Origin of the sequence: Halarcobacter mediterraneus (genome assembly GCF_004116625.1) — a bacterium.
In the GTDB taxonomy this organism is placed as follows: domain Bacteria; phylum Campylobacterota; class Campylobacteria; order Campylobacterales; family Arcobacteraceae; genus Halarcobacter; species Halarcobacter mediterraneus.
This window is the reverse complement of sequence record NZ_NXIE01000002.1, coordinates 413614-430047: the sequence shown is the minus strand read 5'-3', so window position 1 is coordinate 430047 and position 16434 is coordinate 413614. Positions and strand designations below refer to the sequence as shown.

At 29.2% G+C, this 16434-nt stretch carries 19 protein-coding genes; 13 read left to right on the top strand and 6 right to left on the bottom strand.

Translation table 11 applies throughout. From position 1 onward, the window contains the following. Positions 1–58: 58 nt before the first annotated feature. The 4 genes from maf to CP965_RS06270 form a co-directional block, all read right to left on the bottom strand. Complete coding sequence (gene maf / locus CP965_RS06285) at positions 59–604, bottom strand: septum formation inhibitor Maf (protein WP_129061229.1); 546 nt, start codon at positions 602–604, stop codon at positions 59–61. A 54-nt stretch (positions 605–658) separates the two neighbouring features. Next, positions 659–1453 carry an SDR family NAD(P)-dependent oxidoreductase gene (locus CP965_RS06280; protein ID WP_129061228.1) on the bottom strand — a complete coding sequence of 265 codons (795 nt, stop codon included), beginning with the start codon at positions 1451–1453 and terminating at the stop codon, positions 659–661. Between the two features lie 81 nt (positions 1454–1534). Further along, positions 1535–2299, bottom strand: coding sequence for a response regulator transcription factor (locus CP965_RS06275; RefSeq protein WP_129061227.1), 765 nt, complete (start codon positions 2297–2299; stop codon positions 1535–1537). Beyond that, the gene (locus tag CP965_RS06270; RefSeq protein WP_129061226.1) at positions 2296–3579 is read right to left on the bottom strand and encodes a sensor histidine kinase; all 1284 of its coding nucleotides are present in this window, start codon (positions 3577–3579) and stop codon (positions 2296–2298) included. The genes CP965_RS06275 and CP965_RS06270 overlap by 4 nt, the downstream gene beginning before the upstream one ends. 132 nt (positions 3580–3711) lie before the next feature. Here CP965_RS06270 and CP965_RS06265 point away from each other — a divergent pair, with 132 nt between their 5' ends. The 7 genes from CP965_RS06265 to CP965_RS06235 all read left to right on the top strand — a co-directional run bounded on the left by CP965_RS06265 (position 3712) and on the right by CP965_RS06235 (position 9158). Then, complete coding sequence (locus tag CP965_RS06265; protein WP_129061225.1) at positions 3712–3945, top strand: phenol hydroxylase subunit; 234 nt, start codon at positions 3712–3714, stop codon at positions 3943–3945. 13 nt (positions 3946–3958) lie between these two features. Further along, positions 3959–4951 (top strand): ferritin family protein, encoded by a 993-nt coding sequence (locus CP965_RS06260; protein WP_129061224.1) that lies wholly within the window; start codon positions 3959–3961, stop codon positions 4949–4951. 12 nt (positions 4952–4963) lie between these two features. Further along, positions 4964–5239 (top strand): MmoB/DmpM family protein, encoded by a 276-nt coding sequence (locus CP965_RS06255; protein WP_129061223.1) that lies wholly within the window; start codon positions 4964–4966, stop codon positions 5237–5239. Positions 5240–5251: 12 nt separating this feature from the next. Beyond that, on the top strand, positions 5252–6766 hold the full coding sequence (locus tag CP965_RS06250; RefSeq protein WP_129061222.1) for a YHS domain-containing protein: 1515 nt from the start codon (positions 5252–5254) through the stop codon (positions 6764–6766). Positions 6767–6775: 9 nt separating this feature from the next. Continuing rightward, positions 6776–7135, top strand: a complete 360-nt coding sequence (locus tag CP965_RS06245) for a phenol hydroxylase subunit P4 (RefSeq protein ID WP_129061221.1) — start codon at positions 6776–6778, stop codon at positions 7133–7135. A 1-nt stretch (position 7136) separates the two neighbouring features. Then, positions 7137–8195 (top strand): NADH:ubiquinone reductase (Na(+)-transporting) subunit F, encoded by a 1059-nt coding sequence (locus CP965_RS06240; protein ID WP_129061220.1) that lies wholly within the window; start codon positions 7137–7139, stop codon positions 8193–8195. A 156-nt stretch (positions 8196–8351) separates the two neighbouring features. Next, positions 8352–9158 carry a sulfite exporter TauE/SafE family protein gene (locus CP965_RS06235; RefSeq protein ID WP_129061219.1) on the top strand — a complete coding sequence of 269 codons (807 nt, stop codon included), beginning with the start codon at positions 8352–8354 and terminating at the stop codon, positions 9156–9158. 31 nt (positions 9159–9189) lie between these two features. Here the strand turns inward: CP965_RS06235 and CP965_RS06230 are convergent, their stop codons facing one another. Together CP965_RS06230 and CP965_RS06225 are read right to left on the bottom strand one after the other, a co-directional pair. Continuing rightward, positions 9190–9951, bottom strand: a complete 762-nt coding sequence (locus tag CP965_RS06230) for a response regulator (protein ID WP_129061218.1) — start codon at positions 9949–9951, stop codon at positions 9190–9192. Next, on the bottom strand, positions 9948–11237 hold the full coding sequence (locus tag CP965_RS06225) for a sensor histidine kinase (RefSeq protein WP_129061217.1): 1290 nt from the start codon (positions 11235–11237) through the stop codon (positions 9948–9950). The genes CP965_RS06230 and CP965_RS06225 overlap by 4 nt, the downstream gene beginning before the upstream one ends. Before the next feature lie 111 nt (positions 11238–11348). On the opposite strand from CP965_RS06225, the gene CP965_RS06220 reads away from it, so the two are divergent. From CP965_RS06220 to dmpE, 6 genes are all read left to right on the top strand, one after another. Then, positions 11349–12287 carry a malate dehydrogenase gene (locus CP965_RS06220; protein WP_129061216.1) on the top strand — a complete coding sequence of 313 codons (939 nt, stop codon included), beginning with the start codon at positions 11349–11351 and terminating at the stop codon, positions 12285–12287. A gap of 156 nt (positions 12288–12443) precedes the next feature. Beyond that, entirely contained in the window at positions 12444–12764 is a 321-nt protein-coding gene (locus CP965_RS06215; RefSeq protein WP_129061215.1) for a 2Fe-2S iron-sulfur cluster binding domain-containing protein, read from the top strand. Between the two features lie 15 nt (positions 12765–12779). Beyond that, a complete protein-coding gene (locus CP965_RS06210; RefSeq protein WP_129061214.1) occupies positions 12780–13727 on the top strand; it encodes a catechol 2,3-dioxygenase in 948 nt (315 codons plus the stop codon). A gap of 8 nt (positions 13728–13735) precedes the next feature. Then, positions 13736–14164 (top strand): GlcG/HbpS family heme-binding protein, encoded by a 429-nt coding sequence (locus CP965_RS06205; RefSeq protein ID WP_129061213.1) that lies wholly within the window; start codon positions 13736–13738, stop codon positions 14162–14164. Next, positions 14157–15614, top strand: a complete 1458-nt coding sequence (locus CP965_RS06200; RefSeq protein ID WP_129061212.1) for a 2-hydroxymuconic semialdehyde dehydrogenase — start codon at positions 14157–14159, stop codon at positions 15612–15614. The genes CP965_RS06205 and CP965_RS06200 overlap by 8 nt, the downstream gene beginning before the upstream one ends. A gap of 10 nt (positions 15615–15624) precedes the next feature. Continuing rightward, entirely contained in the window at positions 15625–16419 is a 795-nt protein-coding gene (gene dmpE, locus CP965_RS06195; RefSeq protein ID WP_323807968.1) for a 2-oxopent-4-enoate hydratase, read from the top strand. Positions 16420–16434: the final 15 nt, after the last annotated feature.

Genomic DNA, 16434 nt, shown 5'->3' with positions numbered 1-16434 from the left:
TAATTCTATTTATACAAAAGGGTATTTCCTTCCTTTTTTCAAGAACCTAAGTTTTCTACTATATAAATTGTAGTAACTTTTCGGCACATAAGCCCATAGCTGTGCTTTCATATCCCTTAACACTTTTTATATAAGGTTTGCAAAAGCCTTCAACCATAATTGCCCCTGCTTTCCCAAAACATTCCCCAGAGTTAATATATTCGTCCATATGTTTTTCATCAAACTTTCCAAACTCATATGTCGTAATAGAAATATCAATTACTTCTTTTTTCATTGATTTGTAAATCATACAAGTGATGACTGATGTTTCACTTTCACTTTGAAGTTCTAACATTCTTTTTGCATCTGCTTTATCTTTTGCTTTTCTAAGAAGCTCACCACTTGAAGTTACAACTGAATCTGATACAAGTAATGGCATATCATTTACTCCATATTTCTTATATAATTCGTTAAATTTACCCTTAGTAGCTTCATAGCAAAAAGATTTGGGATTTGTAGTTTTTATTAAATCTTCATCAAAATTTCCACCATTTTGAATAAAATCAATCCCAAATTTTTTTAAGATAAGTGCTCTTGTAGGAGAGTTTGAACCAAGTCTAAGCAATCTAAATTCCTTTTTGCTCGTATTATATTACATTTTTTCATAAATCTTTTTGATTTAAAATGCTGATTGTACAACTCCTCCATCAGCTCTTAAAATAGCTCCATTTGTTGCACTTGATAAAGCACTTGCAATATATACAATCATGTTGGCATCTTCCTCAACTTGAGCAAATCGTTGTAAAAGTGAAGTAGGTCTTACATTTTTGAAAAAGTCTTTTTCTACTTCTTCAAAAGTTTGATTGTTTTGTTTCCCTAAATTTTCCATAAATTGTGCAACACCTTCTGATTTTGAAGGTCCTAGTATAATTGAATTTGAAGTAACATTTGTTCCTTTTGTAAGTTCTGCAATACCTCTTGCAACAGAAATTTGAGCAGTTTTACTCATACCATAATGAATCATTTCTTTTGGAATCTGTAATGCTGATTCACTTGAAATAAAGATAATTCTCCCCCAATCTTGTTCTATCATATTTGATAAATAATGTTGAGAAAGTCTTATTCCACTCATTACATTTATATTAAACATATCAAGCCATTCATTTTCTGTGATATCTTCAAAGTTTTTTGGTTCAAATACACCAAGATTATTTATTAATATATCCAGATGAGGTATTTTAGAAATTAAATAGTTGCAGCCTTGAATATCTTTTAGGTTTGCAACAATTCCTTTTATTTCTACTTCAGGGAATTTATTTTTTAATTTTTGAACAGCTGTACTTACTTTAGATTCTGTTCTTCCATTTATATATACATTAACACCTTCTTCACATAATTTTTTTGCAGTTGAAAATCCTACTCCTTGTGTTGAACCTGTAACTAAAGCAATTTTCCCTTTGATTTTTAAATCCATATTTATTACTCCTATATAATTTTAATTATTCTATTTAAAAATATTCGTTTTTAATTCGCAATATTCTTTGAATGATACTCTTTAATGATTTAATAATTGGATTTTATATCCTGTATTATTTTGATTTAATATTAAATCTTTATGTATTTTATTTCTAAGTCTAAATAAAACTGACCTAAAAGCAGCATATCCAGCTGGTTCATCTTGCCAAATTGCATATTCAATTTGTTCTTGGGATACTAAATGTCCAGGACTTTTACATAAAAGCTCAATAATCTTTAACTCTTTATGGGTTAATTTTACAGGTTCATCTCCATAATAGAGTATATTTTTTTCTCTATCATAAAGGTAGCCATATTTTAATTGTATCGTTCTATACCTTTTTTCTGTAGACATATTTAATTGATGAATTAATGTCTTATTTACATTTTCAATTGCACCTAGTTTTGTAGAAGTTGAAGAGTCATTAGATGCTTTTTTTAATGCAATTTCAATAGAGGCTCTAAGGGCATCTTTTTTAAAAGGTTTAATTATATACCCATATGCTAAAGCCTCTGAAGCTTTTTGAATAGTTGTTAATTCTGAATTAGCTGTCAAGAAAATAACAGGAGTTTCAGGAAGAATCGCTTTTAATTCTTTTGCTAATTCAATGCCTGTTGTAGGACCTTTTAAATAAATATCCATTAAAATTAAATCAGGTTTAATACCTTTTTCTAAAAGTTTCATAGTCTTACATTTATTAGGTGCTATACCACAAGGCTCATATCCAAAATCAAGCAATGTTTCTTTTAGATTTAATGCTATAATTGATTCATCTTCAACAATTAAAATTTTTATTTTTTTCATAGTTCTTCCTCCTCTTCTTCATTTGGGAAAATTATATTACATTCTAAGCCTCTATTATTTCTAAATTCAATAGTTCCATCAAGTTGATCTTCTACAATTGAATGAATAAGTTGCATTCCTATAGAGTCTGTTCTATATAAAGATTTAATATTTTGAATACCTTCACCATTATCTCTTATTGTCATATAAATGTTGTTATCATAATTTCTAATATGAATACAAAGTAAATTATTTCTACTCTCCTTAAAGGCATGTTTTAACGAATTAACAGAGAGTTCATGAATTAACATTCCAATTTGAATACATCTATTTGTAGAAAATATTAATTGGTCTATATTTAAATCAACATCTAATTTTGTATTATTTGAAATATATAATTCTTTAATGTCTTCAATTAATCTTTTTATATAATTTTTTAAATTTATATGTGCAAGATTTTCTCCTAAATATAAAAACTCATGAACTAAAGCCATTGTACCTATTCTACTTTTACTTTGTTTTAAAATATATTTAACTTCATCATCTCTAGCTCGTCTAAGTTGCATAGCAAGTAAAGATGATATTATTTCCATATTATTTTTAACTCTATGGTGAATCTCTTTTAGTAAAATTTCTTTTTCATCAAGGGATTTTTGAAGAGCTATATTCATATTTGTGATTTTATTTCTATTTTCAATCCTTTGGCTAATATCTCTTCCAAAAGCACAGATATATTTATTATTCATATATTCAAATCCATGACCAGAAACTTCAACGGGAAAAACCTCTCCATTTTTTCTTCTTTGTGTTGTTTCTAAGAACCAATTTGGAGTATTTTTTATTTTATGCATTATTTCTATTGCAGTTTGGCGATTAAAATTTGGTTCAAATTTTTCTAAAGGATGACCTATTAACTCCTCTTTTGTATATCCTAACATCTCACAAGCTGCGTCATTTATATATATTATTTTTGCATCAAGGGTAAACCAATATATTGCATCAACAGAATTATTTAAAGCAAATTCATAGGGCATTAATCTCTCCTTGTCTTTTATCTTAAGTTCCTTATAGGATTTATCAATAGTATTAATTACTTTTTGTAGATGATTAATTATTAAAAAAAGAATAGTAATTGTAAATAGAAAAAAGATAAATATATAAGTAAATAACTCTTCATCTTCCGAAGGGTTATGCTCAAAATAAATATCAAGTCCTTGGGTTATAAATATAATGAATATACTAAAAAGTAAAAATAAGGGTAATACTTTTAGTTTGAAAATTGATTTAAAAAAATTATTCATATAAATCCTTTTTAATTTATGACATTTTAACAAAATTTTCATATTTAATTTTTTTTCGCGACAAAAATGCGATTTTATTCTTTTAGCATTCACTTGTTCAAAAAAAGTAAAACAAACTTATGAGGAGGTTGTATGTATGAATTGATGCCAAACAAAAAGAAATTTGTACAAATTATCGAAATAAAAGAAGATGGATTTGTAGAGTTTTATTTTGCAATTGGTGAAGCTTCAATGTATGTTGAATTACTTTTACCATTTAAAGCATTTATCCAATTTTGTAGCAATAATAGAGTCTCTTTTTTTTCAAAAGAACAAGAAAGAGAACTTTTAATTGATAATCAAAACTGGAAATATGGCTTAAATTAATTAAGGAGAAAAAATGGAATTAAATATTGCAAATATTGAGATTGAACCAAAAAGACATACTTTTGGTCATATTATTGAGAGATTTGGAGAAGATAGACCTGCTTCAAGATATGAAGAAGCAATGTATGATGCTCAACCAACAGAAAGTTTTCATTACAGACCTCAGTGGGAACCAGAGTTTGAAATTTATGATAAAAATAGAACTCAGATAAAAATGGAAGATTGGTATGATTTATTAGACCCTAGAAAGTTTCATTATATGTCTTATGTTTCTACAAGAGCGAGTCAAAATAGTGCAAATGAACAGAGTTTTGATTTCGTAGGAAAAAGAGAATTAGCTCAATTTATACAACCAGAACATTTAAATAAAGTTTTTGAGTATTTAACACCATTAAGACATTATGAATATGGTGCAAATATGAATAATCTAGCAATTGTAGATAGAGTTTATGGTACGGCTATGATGTCTGCTTGCCTTTTCCATGCAGAAGATAGATTAGGAATGGCTCAACATATAACTAAGATGATTTTATTACTTTCAAATAATGAAGTATCAAAACTTGATGAGGGTAAAGAAAATTGGCTTTCTTCTTCTAAATGGCAAGGTTTAAGAAAAGCAGTTGAGGATTCATTTATTGTTAAAGACCCAATTAGACTATTTGTAAAACAAAATGTTGTATTTGATAGTTTTGTTATTCCTTTAATGGTTAATGAATTCTCAAAAGAGTTATTTAAAGAAAATGAATCCACGGTTGCAATGCTAACAGAATTTATTACTTCATGGTATGAAGAAACAATAAAGTGGATAGATAATGTTATTCAAGTGATGGCTAAAGAATCTGATGAAAATAAAGAGTTATTAAAAACTTGGATAGAAGAAGATATTTCTATTATAGAAAAGGTTATGGAAGACTTAACAACATTTAGTGAAAGTAAAGAAAACTTGATTTTAGAAGTTAAAGAGTCTTTATTACAAAGATTGGCTAAATCAGGAATAAATTTATAAAAAGGAAAAAATATGTCATCAAGTGTAGCATTATTATGTTTACAGGCAACAGAAGATGGAAGAGCTATTGCCCAAGCTATAAAAGAAGATAATGAGGGTGTAATAATTACTAATAAACCTGCCATGATTCAAATTGAAAGAGAAGGTAGAATCGAAGTAAATGCATCAACAGTATCAGAAGTTTTAGGTAGAGAATGGGATCCTGAAGAGTTGCAATTAGTATTGATTTCTTTAGGTGGTCAAGTTGAAGAAGATGATGAACAATTTGTAGTTTACTGGGATAACTAAAAAGGAGATATTATGAGTATAAATCAGAGAAAAAAAAGATTAAATAAAAAAGAACAATATAAATATATGACAAGACTTGGTTGGGATCCAACTTATCAAAAGTCTGAAGATGTTTATCCATATTTAAAAATGGAAGGTATTAAAATACATGATTGGGAAGCTTGGGAAGATCCTTTTAGAATGACTATGGATTCGTATTGGAAATTACAAGCTGAAAAAGATAAAAAACTTTATTCTATTATTGATGCTTTTGCTCAAAATAATGCACAAAAAAATATTTCAGATGCGAGATATGTAAATGCCTTAAAACTATTTTTAACAGGAGTAACACCTTTAGAATATAAAGTTGTACAAGGTTTTTCTCATGTTGCAAGAGCTTTTAGAGGAGAGGGTGCTTCTATTGCTTGTCAAATGCAAGCTATTGATGAATTAAGACACTTTCAAACTCAAGTTCATACAATGAGTCATTATAATAAATATTTTGATGGTTTCCATGATTATGCTAAAGCACATGATAGAGTTTGGTATCTTTCTGTTCCAAAATCTTTTGGTGATGATGCAAGTACAGCAGGACCATTTGAGTTTTTAACAGCAATCTCATTCTCTTTTGAATTTGTTTTAACAAGTTTATTATTTGTTCCATTTATGAGTGGAGCTGCATATAATGGAGATATGGCAACTGTTACATTTGGGTTCTCTGCTCAAAGTGATGAATCAAGACATATGACTTTAGGTTTATCTGCAATTAAATTTATCTTAGAGCAAGATCCAGATAATGTTCCAATTGTTCAAGAGTGGATGGATAAATGGTTATGGAGAGGATATAGATTATTAGGCCTTGTAGCAATGATGATGGATTATATGTTACCAAATTCTCCAACTTCATGGGCAGAGTCAGTTGAGTTGTATATTGAACAAAACTGTATTGCTTTATATAAAGATTTAGAGAGATATGGAATTGAATTACCAACAGATACAATAAATACAATTATTGCAGAAAAAGGTCACTTATCTCACCAAGTATGGAATATTTTCTATAACCATACAAATGCAGCTGCTTTTCATACATGGATGCCTGATGAAGAGAAAATGAATTGGCTAAGTGAAAAGTATCCAGATACTTTTGATAAATATTATAGACCAATGTTTGAAAGATATATTGAATTAGAAAAAAAAGGTGAAAGATTTTACTCTGAGACTTTACCTATTATTTGTCAAACTTGTCAAATTCCTTTAGGTTTTACGGATATAGAAGGTGGAAACCCTCATGTTTATACCCATGAAACCTCAGAGTTTAATGGTGAGAAGTTTCATTTTTGTTCAAAAGGTTGTAAGCATGTATTTGAGAAACAACCTGAAAAATATACTCAAGCTTGGTTACCTCCTCATCAGATTTTCCAAGGGAATTGTGGTGGAGCAACTATCCCTGAGGTATTAAAATGGTATAAAATTGAAAATGGTGTAGATAATTTAGATTACGTAGGTTCTCCTGATGAAGCTATGTGGAATAAACTAAAAAATAATTAAGGAGATAAAATGTCAATAAAATCAATCGGAGAATATCCAATCATAATGAAAGATTCAGTTGAAAACTTTAATGGGAATCAAGTAGTATATTTATATTGGTATGGACATAGAGTTGTCTCTTCGCCAAGAGCATTTCCTTTACCTCCAGAAATGCCTTTTGGAGCAATTATTTCAGATTTGATACCAATTACATATAAAGTTGAACCAGATTATGAGGATTTAGATTTTGAAAATCTAGAAGTGATTTGGGAAGTAGATGGAAAAGTTATTGAACCAGATTTTTCAAAAAGTTTAAAAGAAAATGGTGTTGGTCATAAGTCTTTTATTCAATTTACAACACCAACTTTAACAGGAAAAGTAGGAGCATAAAATGGCTTGTAAATTAGAGATAGAACCAACTGGTGATATTGTTGATGTTCAAGAAAATCAAACTTTACTTGATGCAGCATTAAGACAAGGGGTATATTTACCCCATGCTTGTAATCATGGTTTATGTGGCACTTGTAAGGTTGAAATTCTTGAAGGAGAAGTTGATTATGGTGCTGCATCTTCTTTTGCTTTAATGGATGCTGAAAGAGAAGATGGTTATTGTTTAGCTTGTACAGCAACAGTAGAAGAAGATGTTGTTATAGAAGCAGATATTGATGTTGATGTTGATGCAAGAAGTATTCCTGTAAAAGATGTTTGGGGTACTGTTATAAAAAGAGAAATGTTAACTCCAAGAATTTTAGGTCTTTGGTTAGAACTTGATGAAGAGTTAGATTTTCAAGCTGGACAATATATAAATTATCATGTACCAGGTTTTGAAGAACCAAGAGCATTTTCTTTGGCAAATGAACCAAGTAGTGGAAAAGTAATTGAATTAAATATTGGAATAATACCTGATGGAGAAGCAACACCATGGATTCATCAAAATGTAAAAGTTGGAGATAGAAGGAAAATAACCGGACCATTTGGAAGATTTTTTGTTAAAAAATCAGCAAATAAACCTATGATTTTCTTTGCAGGTGGTTCAGGTTTATCAAGTCCTAAATCTATGATTTTAGATGAGTTAGAAAATGGATGTACTCAAGATATTACTTTATTTCATGGGGCTAGAAATGAAGAAGAACTTTATTATGCTGATATGTTTAGAGATTTAGAAAAAAAGCATAAAAATTTTAGATATATTCCAGTTTTATCTGACAATAAGGATTCCTCTTGGAAAGGTGAAGTTGGATTTACAAATGATGTGGCTAAAAAAATGTATGAAGGAAAATTTGATGGTAATAAAGCTTATTTATGTGGACCTCCTATGATGAGTGATGCATGTATTAAAGTTTTAATGCAAGGAAGATTATTTGAAAAAGATATTCATACTGAAAAGTTTTTTTCAAAAGCTGATTTACATTCTGATGCAATAAGAAGTCCTCTTTTTAAATCTATTTAAAAGATACAATTTTTAATTGTATCTTTTCTTTAATAATAGACTTTATTCTTAAAGTCCTTTAGAATTTGCTACTTTAGGTATTTTTTATAAATACCGTAAAAGTAGTTATAGAATACGAGGTTCCTTTAAAATAGGAACTATTTAAAAGGATAACTTATGTTAGATATGCAAACAATAATATATTTCTTATTATTAGGTTCTTTTGTTGGTATTATATCAGGTCTTTTTGGAATAGGTGGAGGAGGAATTATAGTTCCTATTTTAACTGTTATATTTTTAAGTCATGAGACAATTGATGAAAGTAATGTTGTTCACTTAGCCTTGGGAACTTCAATGGCTATTATAATTATTACTTCTATTTCTAGTATTAAAGCTCAACAAAAGAAAAAAGCAATTATTTGGGAAGTTGTCAAAATGATGGTTCCTGGAATTATAATAGGAACATTTATAGCTACATTTATAGCTTCTAAATTGGATTCTTTTTACTTATCTATAATTTTTGCTTGTTTTATGTTGTATTCTTCAATTGTAATGTTTATAGGGAAAAAACCTAAACCTGAAAGTAAAATCTTTAGTGCAAAAACACATATTATTTCAGGTGGATTAATTGGGGCTTTATCTTCTTTAGTATCTATTGGTGGTGGAATTATGAGTGTTCCATATTTGCTAGTTCAAAATATTGATATAAAAAAAGCTATTGCAACTTCTTCTGCTATAGGTTTTCCTATAGCTATTTCTGGTACTTTAGGGTATATTATTAATGGTTGGGCTCATACTTCTATGGATACTTATACTTTAGGTTTTGTTTCACTCCCTGCCTTACTTTGTGTAGCAAGTGCAAGTTATCTAACTGCTCCTATAGGAGTTATGTTAGTTCATAAAATAAACGTAGATTTAATGAAAAAACTATTTTCTTTTATTCCTTTAGTTTTAAGTATAAAAATGTTGTTTTCATTAATTTAATTATATTGTAAAATCATAATTATTTATGATTTTACAACATTTGTATTTTATACCCTGAATTATTTTGGTTTATTATTAAATCTTTATGTATTTTATTCCTTAGTCGAAATAAGACAGATCTAAAAGCTGCATACCCAGCAGGTTCATTTTGCCAAATTGCATATTCAATTTGTTCTTGGGAAATTATTTGACCTGGACTTTTACAAAGTATTGAAATAATAGCTAATTCTTTTGTTGTTAACTTAACTAATTCATCTCCAAAGTATAAGTTTTGTTTCTCTTTATCAAAAAGATATCCATATTTCAATTTTACTGTTCTTGATTTACTTTCTAAATCTAATTGTAATTGTTGTTCTAAAGATTTATTTATATTTTTTATTGAGTTTAGATCTAATGAAGCTTTTCTATCTTCATAAGCTTTTTTCATTGTTACTTCAATTGTTGCTTGAAGATGATTTTTCTTATATGGCTTTATTAAATAACCATAAGCTAATGTTTCTGAAGCTTCTTTTATAGTTGCAAGTTCTGAATTTGCAGTTAAAAATATAATAGGCACATTTTTTAATGTATCTTTTAGCTCTTTGGCAAGCATAATTCCTGTAGTGGGACCTTGAAGATAAATGTCCATTAATATCAAATCAGGAGTTTTTTTATTTTCATCTAAAAGCTTTAATGTATTACATCTGTTATTTGCTATTCCAAAAGCTTCATATCCTAACTCTATTAGTACTTGTTTTAAATTTAGTGCAATTATTGGTTCATCTTCAACTATTAAAATTTTTATTTTATTCATTTAATCTCCTTTTTTGGGAAAATAATATTACATTCTAAACCATTATTATTTTTAAACTCTATTGTTCCATGAAGTTGAAAATCTACTATTGAATGAACTAATTGCATTCCTATAGATTCAGATTTTTCAAGTTCTTTTATATCTTTAAGACCTTCTCCATTATCTCTTATTTTTATATGAATTTTATCTTCTATCAATCTCATATGTACGCATAAGAGATTTTCTCTATTTTCTTTAAAGGCATATTTTAAAGCATTTACACATAATTCATGTAGTAACATTCCAACTTGAATACATCTATTTATTGAAAACTCCATAACATCAAGATTTAAATCAATTTGAATATGAGTGTTTTGTGAAATATATAACTCTTTAATGTCTTCAAGCAATCTTTCTATATATTCATTTACATTTATAAAGGCAAGGTTTTCTCCAAGGTATAAAAACTCATGAACTAATGCCATTGAATGAATCTTACTACGGCTTTCTTTCATTGCATCTTTAAACTTTTTATCATCTGATTTGTATGCTTGCATATTAAGTAAAGAAGATATGATTTCCATATTATTTTTAACCCTATGGTGTATCTCTTTTAATAAGATTTCTTTTTCTTTTAAAGAGTTTTCTAGTTCTTTATTTATAGTTGTAATTTTATTTCTATTTTTTATTCTTTGTGTCATATCTCTAGCAAAGGCACAAATATACTCTTTGTCATTGTAGGTAAAGGCATGACCAGAAACTTCAACAGGATAAGAACTTCCATCTTTTCTTCTATGTGTTGATTCAAGACGCCAATTTGGAGTATTTTTTATATCTTGCATACAATTAGGTGAGGTTTCTCTTGTAAAATTTGGGTCTACATCTTCTAAGTACATATGTTCAAACTCTTCTTTTGTATATCCAGACATTTTACAGGTAGCTTCATTTACATAAATAAATTTTCCATCTAAAGTAAACCAATGAATAGCATCTACAGAGTGGTCAAGGGAAAACTCATAAGGAGCTAATCTATCTTTTTCTTTTTGTTTTAAGTCATTATAAGCTTTTTCTACATTTCTTATAACTTTTTGCATATGATTAATGGTTAAATAAATTATAATACCAGTAGAAATAATAAATAAAATATTAAAAGTCAAGATACTGTTTGTTGAAATAGTATTATTCTCTAAAATAAGATTTATAATTTTATCTAAAAAAAATATACCAGTTAAACCTACCAAAATATAGGTTATTGAAAATCTTTTTGCAATTTTATTTGTATTTAAAAAGAAAGTATTTTTAAGCATTTTTCACCTTTTTTTAATTATATCATAGAAAAAAATCTTTGTTAAATGAAGCGAATAATTTGCGAATAATATTTTATATAATGTTTGAGAATTTTTTTTAGGAGTTAGATATTGAGATATAAAAAAGTTGGAATAGTAGGTGTTGGTAACGTTGGTTCTACGATTGCATATAATTTAGCATTGAAGAATATATGTGATGAAATTTTATTAAAAGATTTAAGAGAAGATTTTACAAAAGCAATGGCCCTTGATATTTCACAAGCAGCAAGTTCGGTTAACTCAAAAACTTTAATTCAAGACATAACGAAAGATGAAGAGTTTAAAGCTTGTGATATTGTTGTTATTACAGCAGGAGTTCCAAGAAAACCAGGAATGAGTAGAGATGATCTATTATATACAAATGCAAAAATAATGAATACAATTGTTCAAAATATTGTTAAATATAATGAAGATGCCATTTTAATAATAGTTTCAAATCCTTTAGATGCAATGGTTTATACCGCATTAAAAGTTTCTAAATGGACTAGAAATAGAGTAATAGGAATGGCAGGAATCTTAGATAGTTCAAGAATGGCACATTTTATAAAAAAGAAAATAGGAAATAAAAAAGTTGAAGCTATGGTTTTAGGTGGGCATGGGGATGAAATGGTTCCACTTATTAAAGAAACAAAAGTTGAAGGTGTTTCTTTGGATGAAGTTTTAAATGAAAATGAAATAAATGATGTTTTAGAAAAAACAAAAAATGGTGGTTTAGAAATAGTAAAACTATTAAAAAATGGTTCAGCTTATTATGCTCCAGCTCAAGGTGTTATTTTAATGTTAGAAGCAATACTAGAAAATAAAGAAGTAATTTTACCTTGTGCTGTTAAATTAGAAGGTGAATTTGGTTATGAAAATGTAGTTACTGGTGTACCTATTATTTTAGGTAAAAGTGGAGCAAAGAAAATTATAGAAAAACAACTAACAAAAAAAGAAAAAGAACAGTTTTCCAGCTCTATATCTTCTGTAAAAACTTTAATAGATAAATTAGAAGAGAATAGTTCAAATTAGCTATAAAAAGGAGCTTTTATAAGCCCTTTGCCTTTTAATTTTCAAATTTTTATGAAATCTTTCCTATTGCGATTAATCTGCGAATTTTTTAAAGTAAAGTTCTCATAGTTAAAAAGTTGATTGACTTTTTAAGAGTACTAGTTAGGAGGGCATACTATGAAATATAATATTTTGGTTAAAGATAAAGCTAGAAACCATACTTGTAATGAAAACAAAAACTTGATGGATGGATTAAGCATCTATGAAAATCTAGTTCCTAAAGGCTGTCATAATGGTGCCTGTGGTGTATGTAAAATTCATATTTCAAATGGAGATTATTCAAAATTAAAAATGAATAGAAAACATATCTCTGAAGAAGATGAAAACAATAACATTGTTTTAGCTTGTAAGGTTTTACCAAAAACAGATATGAAAATAGAATTCCTTCCTAAAACCATATCAAATATTGATAAAAATGTATATATCTTAGGAAACTAATTTTAAGGAGAAAAAATGAGTGGAGTTATGAGACTTGGACATATTGACTTAAATGTTTTAGACATAGATAAGTCAAGAACTTATTATGAAAACATTATGGGTATGAACGTAGTAAGGGAAGATGATAATGGAACATTATATCTTAAGTGTTGGGATGAGTGGGATAAATATAGTTTAATTCTTAGACCAAGTGAAGAAGCTACTTTTAATACAGCAGCATATAAAGTTGAAAAAGATTCTGATATTGATGATTTAAAAGAAAAAATAGAAGCCTATGGAGTTTCAACAGAACTTTTAGAAGCAGGTGTTTTAGCTGAGTGTGGAAGATCATTAAAGTTTACTGCACCAAGTGGTCATATTTTTCATTTATACGCAGAAAAAACTTTTGTTGGAAAAGATGTAGGTGATACAAACCCAAGACCTTGGCCTTTTGAAGGAAAAGGAATAAAAGCCCATTGGATTGACCATGTTTTATTAATGTGCGAAGGTCCTGAGAACGTTATGGCGGGAACAAAGTTTTTTCAAGAAGTTTTAGAATTTAATTTAGCAGAACAAGTATGTGTAGGTCCAGAAGGTTCTTTACAAGCTGCAACATGGTTAGCAAGAACTTCTACTCCTCATGATATTGCTTTTGTTGCAGGACCTAAAACTGGTATGCATCATTTTGCATTCTTTCTAGATGGGTGGAATGATATTTTAAGAGCTGCTGATGTTATGGCTATGCATGATGTAAAAATAGATGTAACCCCTCAAAGACATGGAATAACAAGAGGAGAAACAATTTATTTCTTTGATCCATCTGGACATAGATTAGAAACCTTTGCAGGATTAGGTTATTTAATGCAACCAGATATGCCAACAGTTACCTGGACAGAAGATGAATTATGGAGAGGGATTTTCTACCATACAGGTATTGAAAATGGTGCATTTACAACAGCATATACTCTCTCTGCATATAAATAGGTTTTTTTATGAATACTATAGTTGAAAAAACTATATCAAGACAAGCGGCAATGGAAGCTTGTCTTTGTGCAGTTGAAAAAGCAGAAGAGTTAAAAATAGCAATTAATGTATCTGTTACTGATAATAAAGGCTTAGAGATGGCATTTTTAAGAATGGAAAACTCTTTTATTCATTCTATAGAAATTGCTAAAGACAAGGCTTATACCAGTTCAAGTTTTGGTTTTCCAACAGCTCAATGGACTACAATTTTCAAAAGTATGCCTCATTTGGAACAAGGATTTTCAAATAGGGAACGATTAATTCCTTTTGGAGGAGGGATGCCGATTTTTGAAAAAGGTATAAAAATAGGTGCAATTGGTGTTTCAGGTGGAACAGAAGAAGAAGATATTATTTGCGCAAAATACGCAATTACAAAAATAGGATTAGAAAATGAATAAAGTACAACACTATATAAATGGACAATTTATGGATTCATCTTGTGGTGAATTCTTTGAAAATATAAATCCAATGAATGGAAAAATTTTATCTCAAGTGGCATTAGGTAGAGAAGATGAAGTTAATGCAGCAGTTGCTGCTGCTAAAGCTGCACTAACTGGCGAATGGGGCCAAATGAAGTTAAACGATAGAATAGCTATGATGTATGAAATAGCAAATGAAATCGATAGAAGATTTGATGATTTTTTAGAAGCTGAGTGTTTGGATACTGGTAAACCATACTCAATTGCTAGACATATTGATATTCCAAGAGGTGCTGCAAACTTCAAAGTATTTGCAGATACTATGAAATCTCATGCAGAAGAAGTATATAAAGCAGATACTCCTGATGGAAGAAATATGCTCAATTATAGTGTTAGAAAACCAAAAGGTGTAATAGGAGTAATCTCTCCTTGGAATCTACCTTTACTTCTTATGACTTGGAAAGTTGGTCCAGCAATGGCTTGTGGTAATACAGTAGTTGTAAAACCATCACAAGTTACACCAACTACTACATCACTTCTTGGTGAAGTTATGAGTAAAGTTGGAGTACCTGCTGGTGCCTATAATGTTGTTCAAGGTAAAGGAAGTGTTACTGGAAATTTACTAACTTCTCATAAAGATGTAGATGCAATTACTTTTACGGGTGAAACAAAAACTGGTGAAATGATTATGCAAGCTTGTTCTCATGGAGTTAGAGATGTATCATTAGAACTTGGTGGTAAAAACCCAGCTATTGTATTTGCTGATTGTGATATGGAAAAAGCTATTCGTGAAACTACAAGATCTTGTTTTGCAAATTCAGGACAAGTATGTTTAGGAACAGAAAGAGTTTATGTACAAAGACCTATCTTTGATGAATTTGTTGAAAAACTTAAAGAATCAGCTTCAAAATTAAAACTTGGGCAACACAATGATGAATCTGTAGATATGGGACCAGTAGTAAGTGCAGCTCATAGAGATAAAGTATTAGAATTTTATGATATTGCAAAAAAAGAGGGTGCAAATATAATTCTTGGTGGCGGAGCTCCTAAAATGGAAGGTGAATTAGCAAATGGTTTTTTTGTTGAACCAACTATTTGGACAGGTTTACCTGAAGATGCAACTGTAGTAAAAGAAGAGGTTTTTGGACCTTGTTGTCATATTGCACCTTTTGATACTGAAGAAGAGGTGATTAAAATGGCAAATGATACAAATTACGGTTTAGCGTCTACAATTTTCACAGAAAATTTAGATAGAGCCCATAGGGTTGCAAGTGAAATAGAATCTGGTATTGTATGGATTAATTCTTGGTTCTTAAGAGATTTAAGAACACCATTTGGTGGAATGAAAGGTTCTGGTATTGGTAGAGAAGGTGGACATTATTCACTTGAATTCTATACAGAATTAAAAAATGTATGTATAAAGATGTAAGGGTTAAGTTATGGCAATGAATACTGAAAAAATTGAAAAGTATGGAAATGAATTATATGAAGCATTAAAAGGAAACTATACAATTGAGCCAATCTCTAATAGAGAGCCAGACTCAACTATAGAAGATGCTTATGCAATTCAACACCATTTTTTAACTAGAAGATTAGAAGATGATAAATCAAAAGTCATTGGTAAAAAAATAGGTGTAACATCAAAAGTAGTTATGAATATGCTAGGTGTTCATCAGCCAGATTTTGGATATCTTTTATCAGATATGATTTTTAATGATGGTGATGTAATTGATGTAACAAATAAAATGATTCAACCAAAGGCAGAAGGTGAAATAGCTTTTGTTTTAAAAGAAGATTTAATGGGGCCAGGTGTAACAACAGCAGATGTTTTAAAAGCTACAAAGTTTGTTATGCCTTGTTTTGAAATAGTTGATTCTAGAATTAAAGATTGGAAAATCAAAATTCAAGATACAGTTGCAGATAATGCTTCTTGTGGTTATATGGTATTTGGTGGTAAAGGTGTTGACCCAAGAGATGTTGATTTAACTACTTGTGGAATAACTTTAGAAAGAAATGGTGAACTACTACATACAGGTGCAGGGGCAGCAGCTCTTGGAAGTCCTGTAAATGCAGTAGCTTGGCTTGCAAATACTCTAGGTTCTTATGGTGTTGGATTAAAAGCTGGAGAGGTTATTTTATCAGGAGCTTTATGTGCAATGGTAACCATTGAAGCAGGAGATAATATGACAATTAATATTGGTGGAATCGGTTCTGCTTCGTGTAGATTCGTATAAGGTAAAGGATTAGAA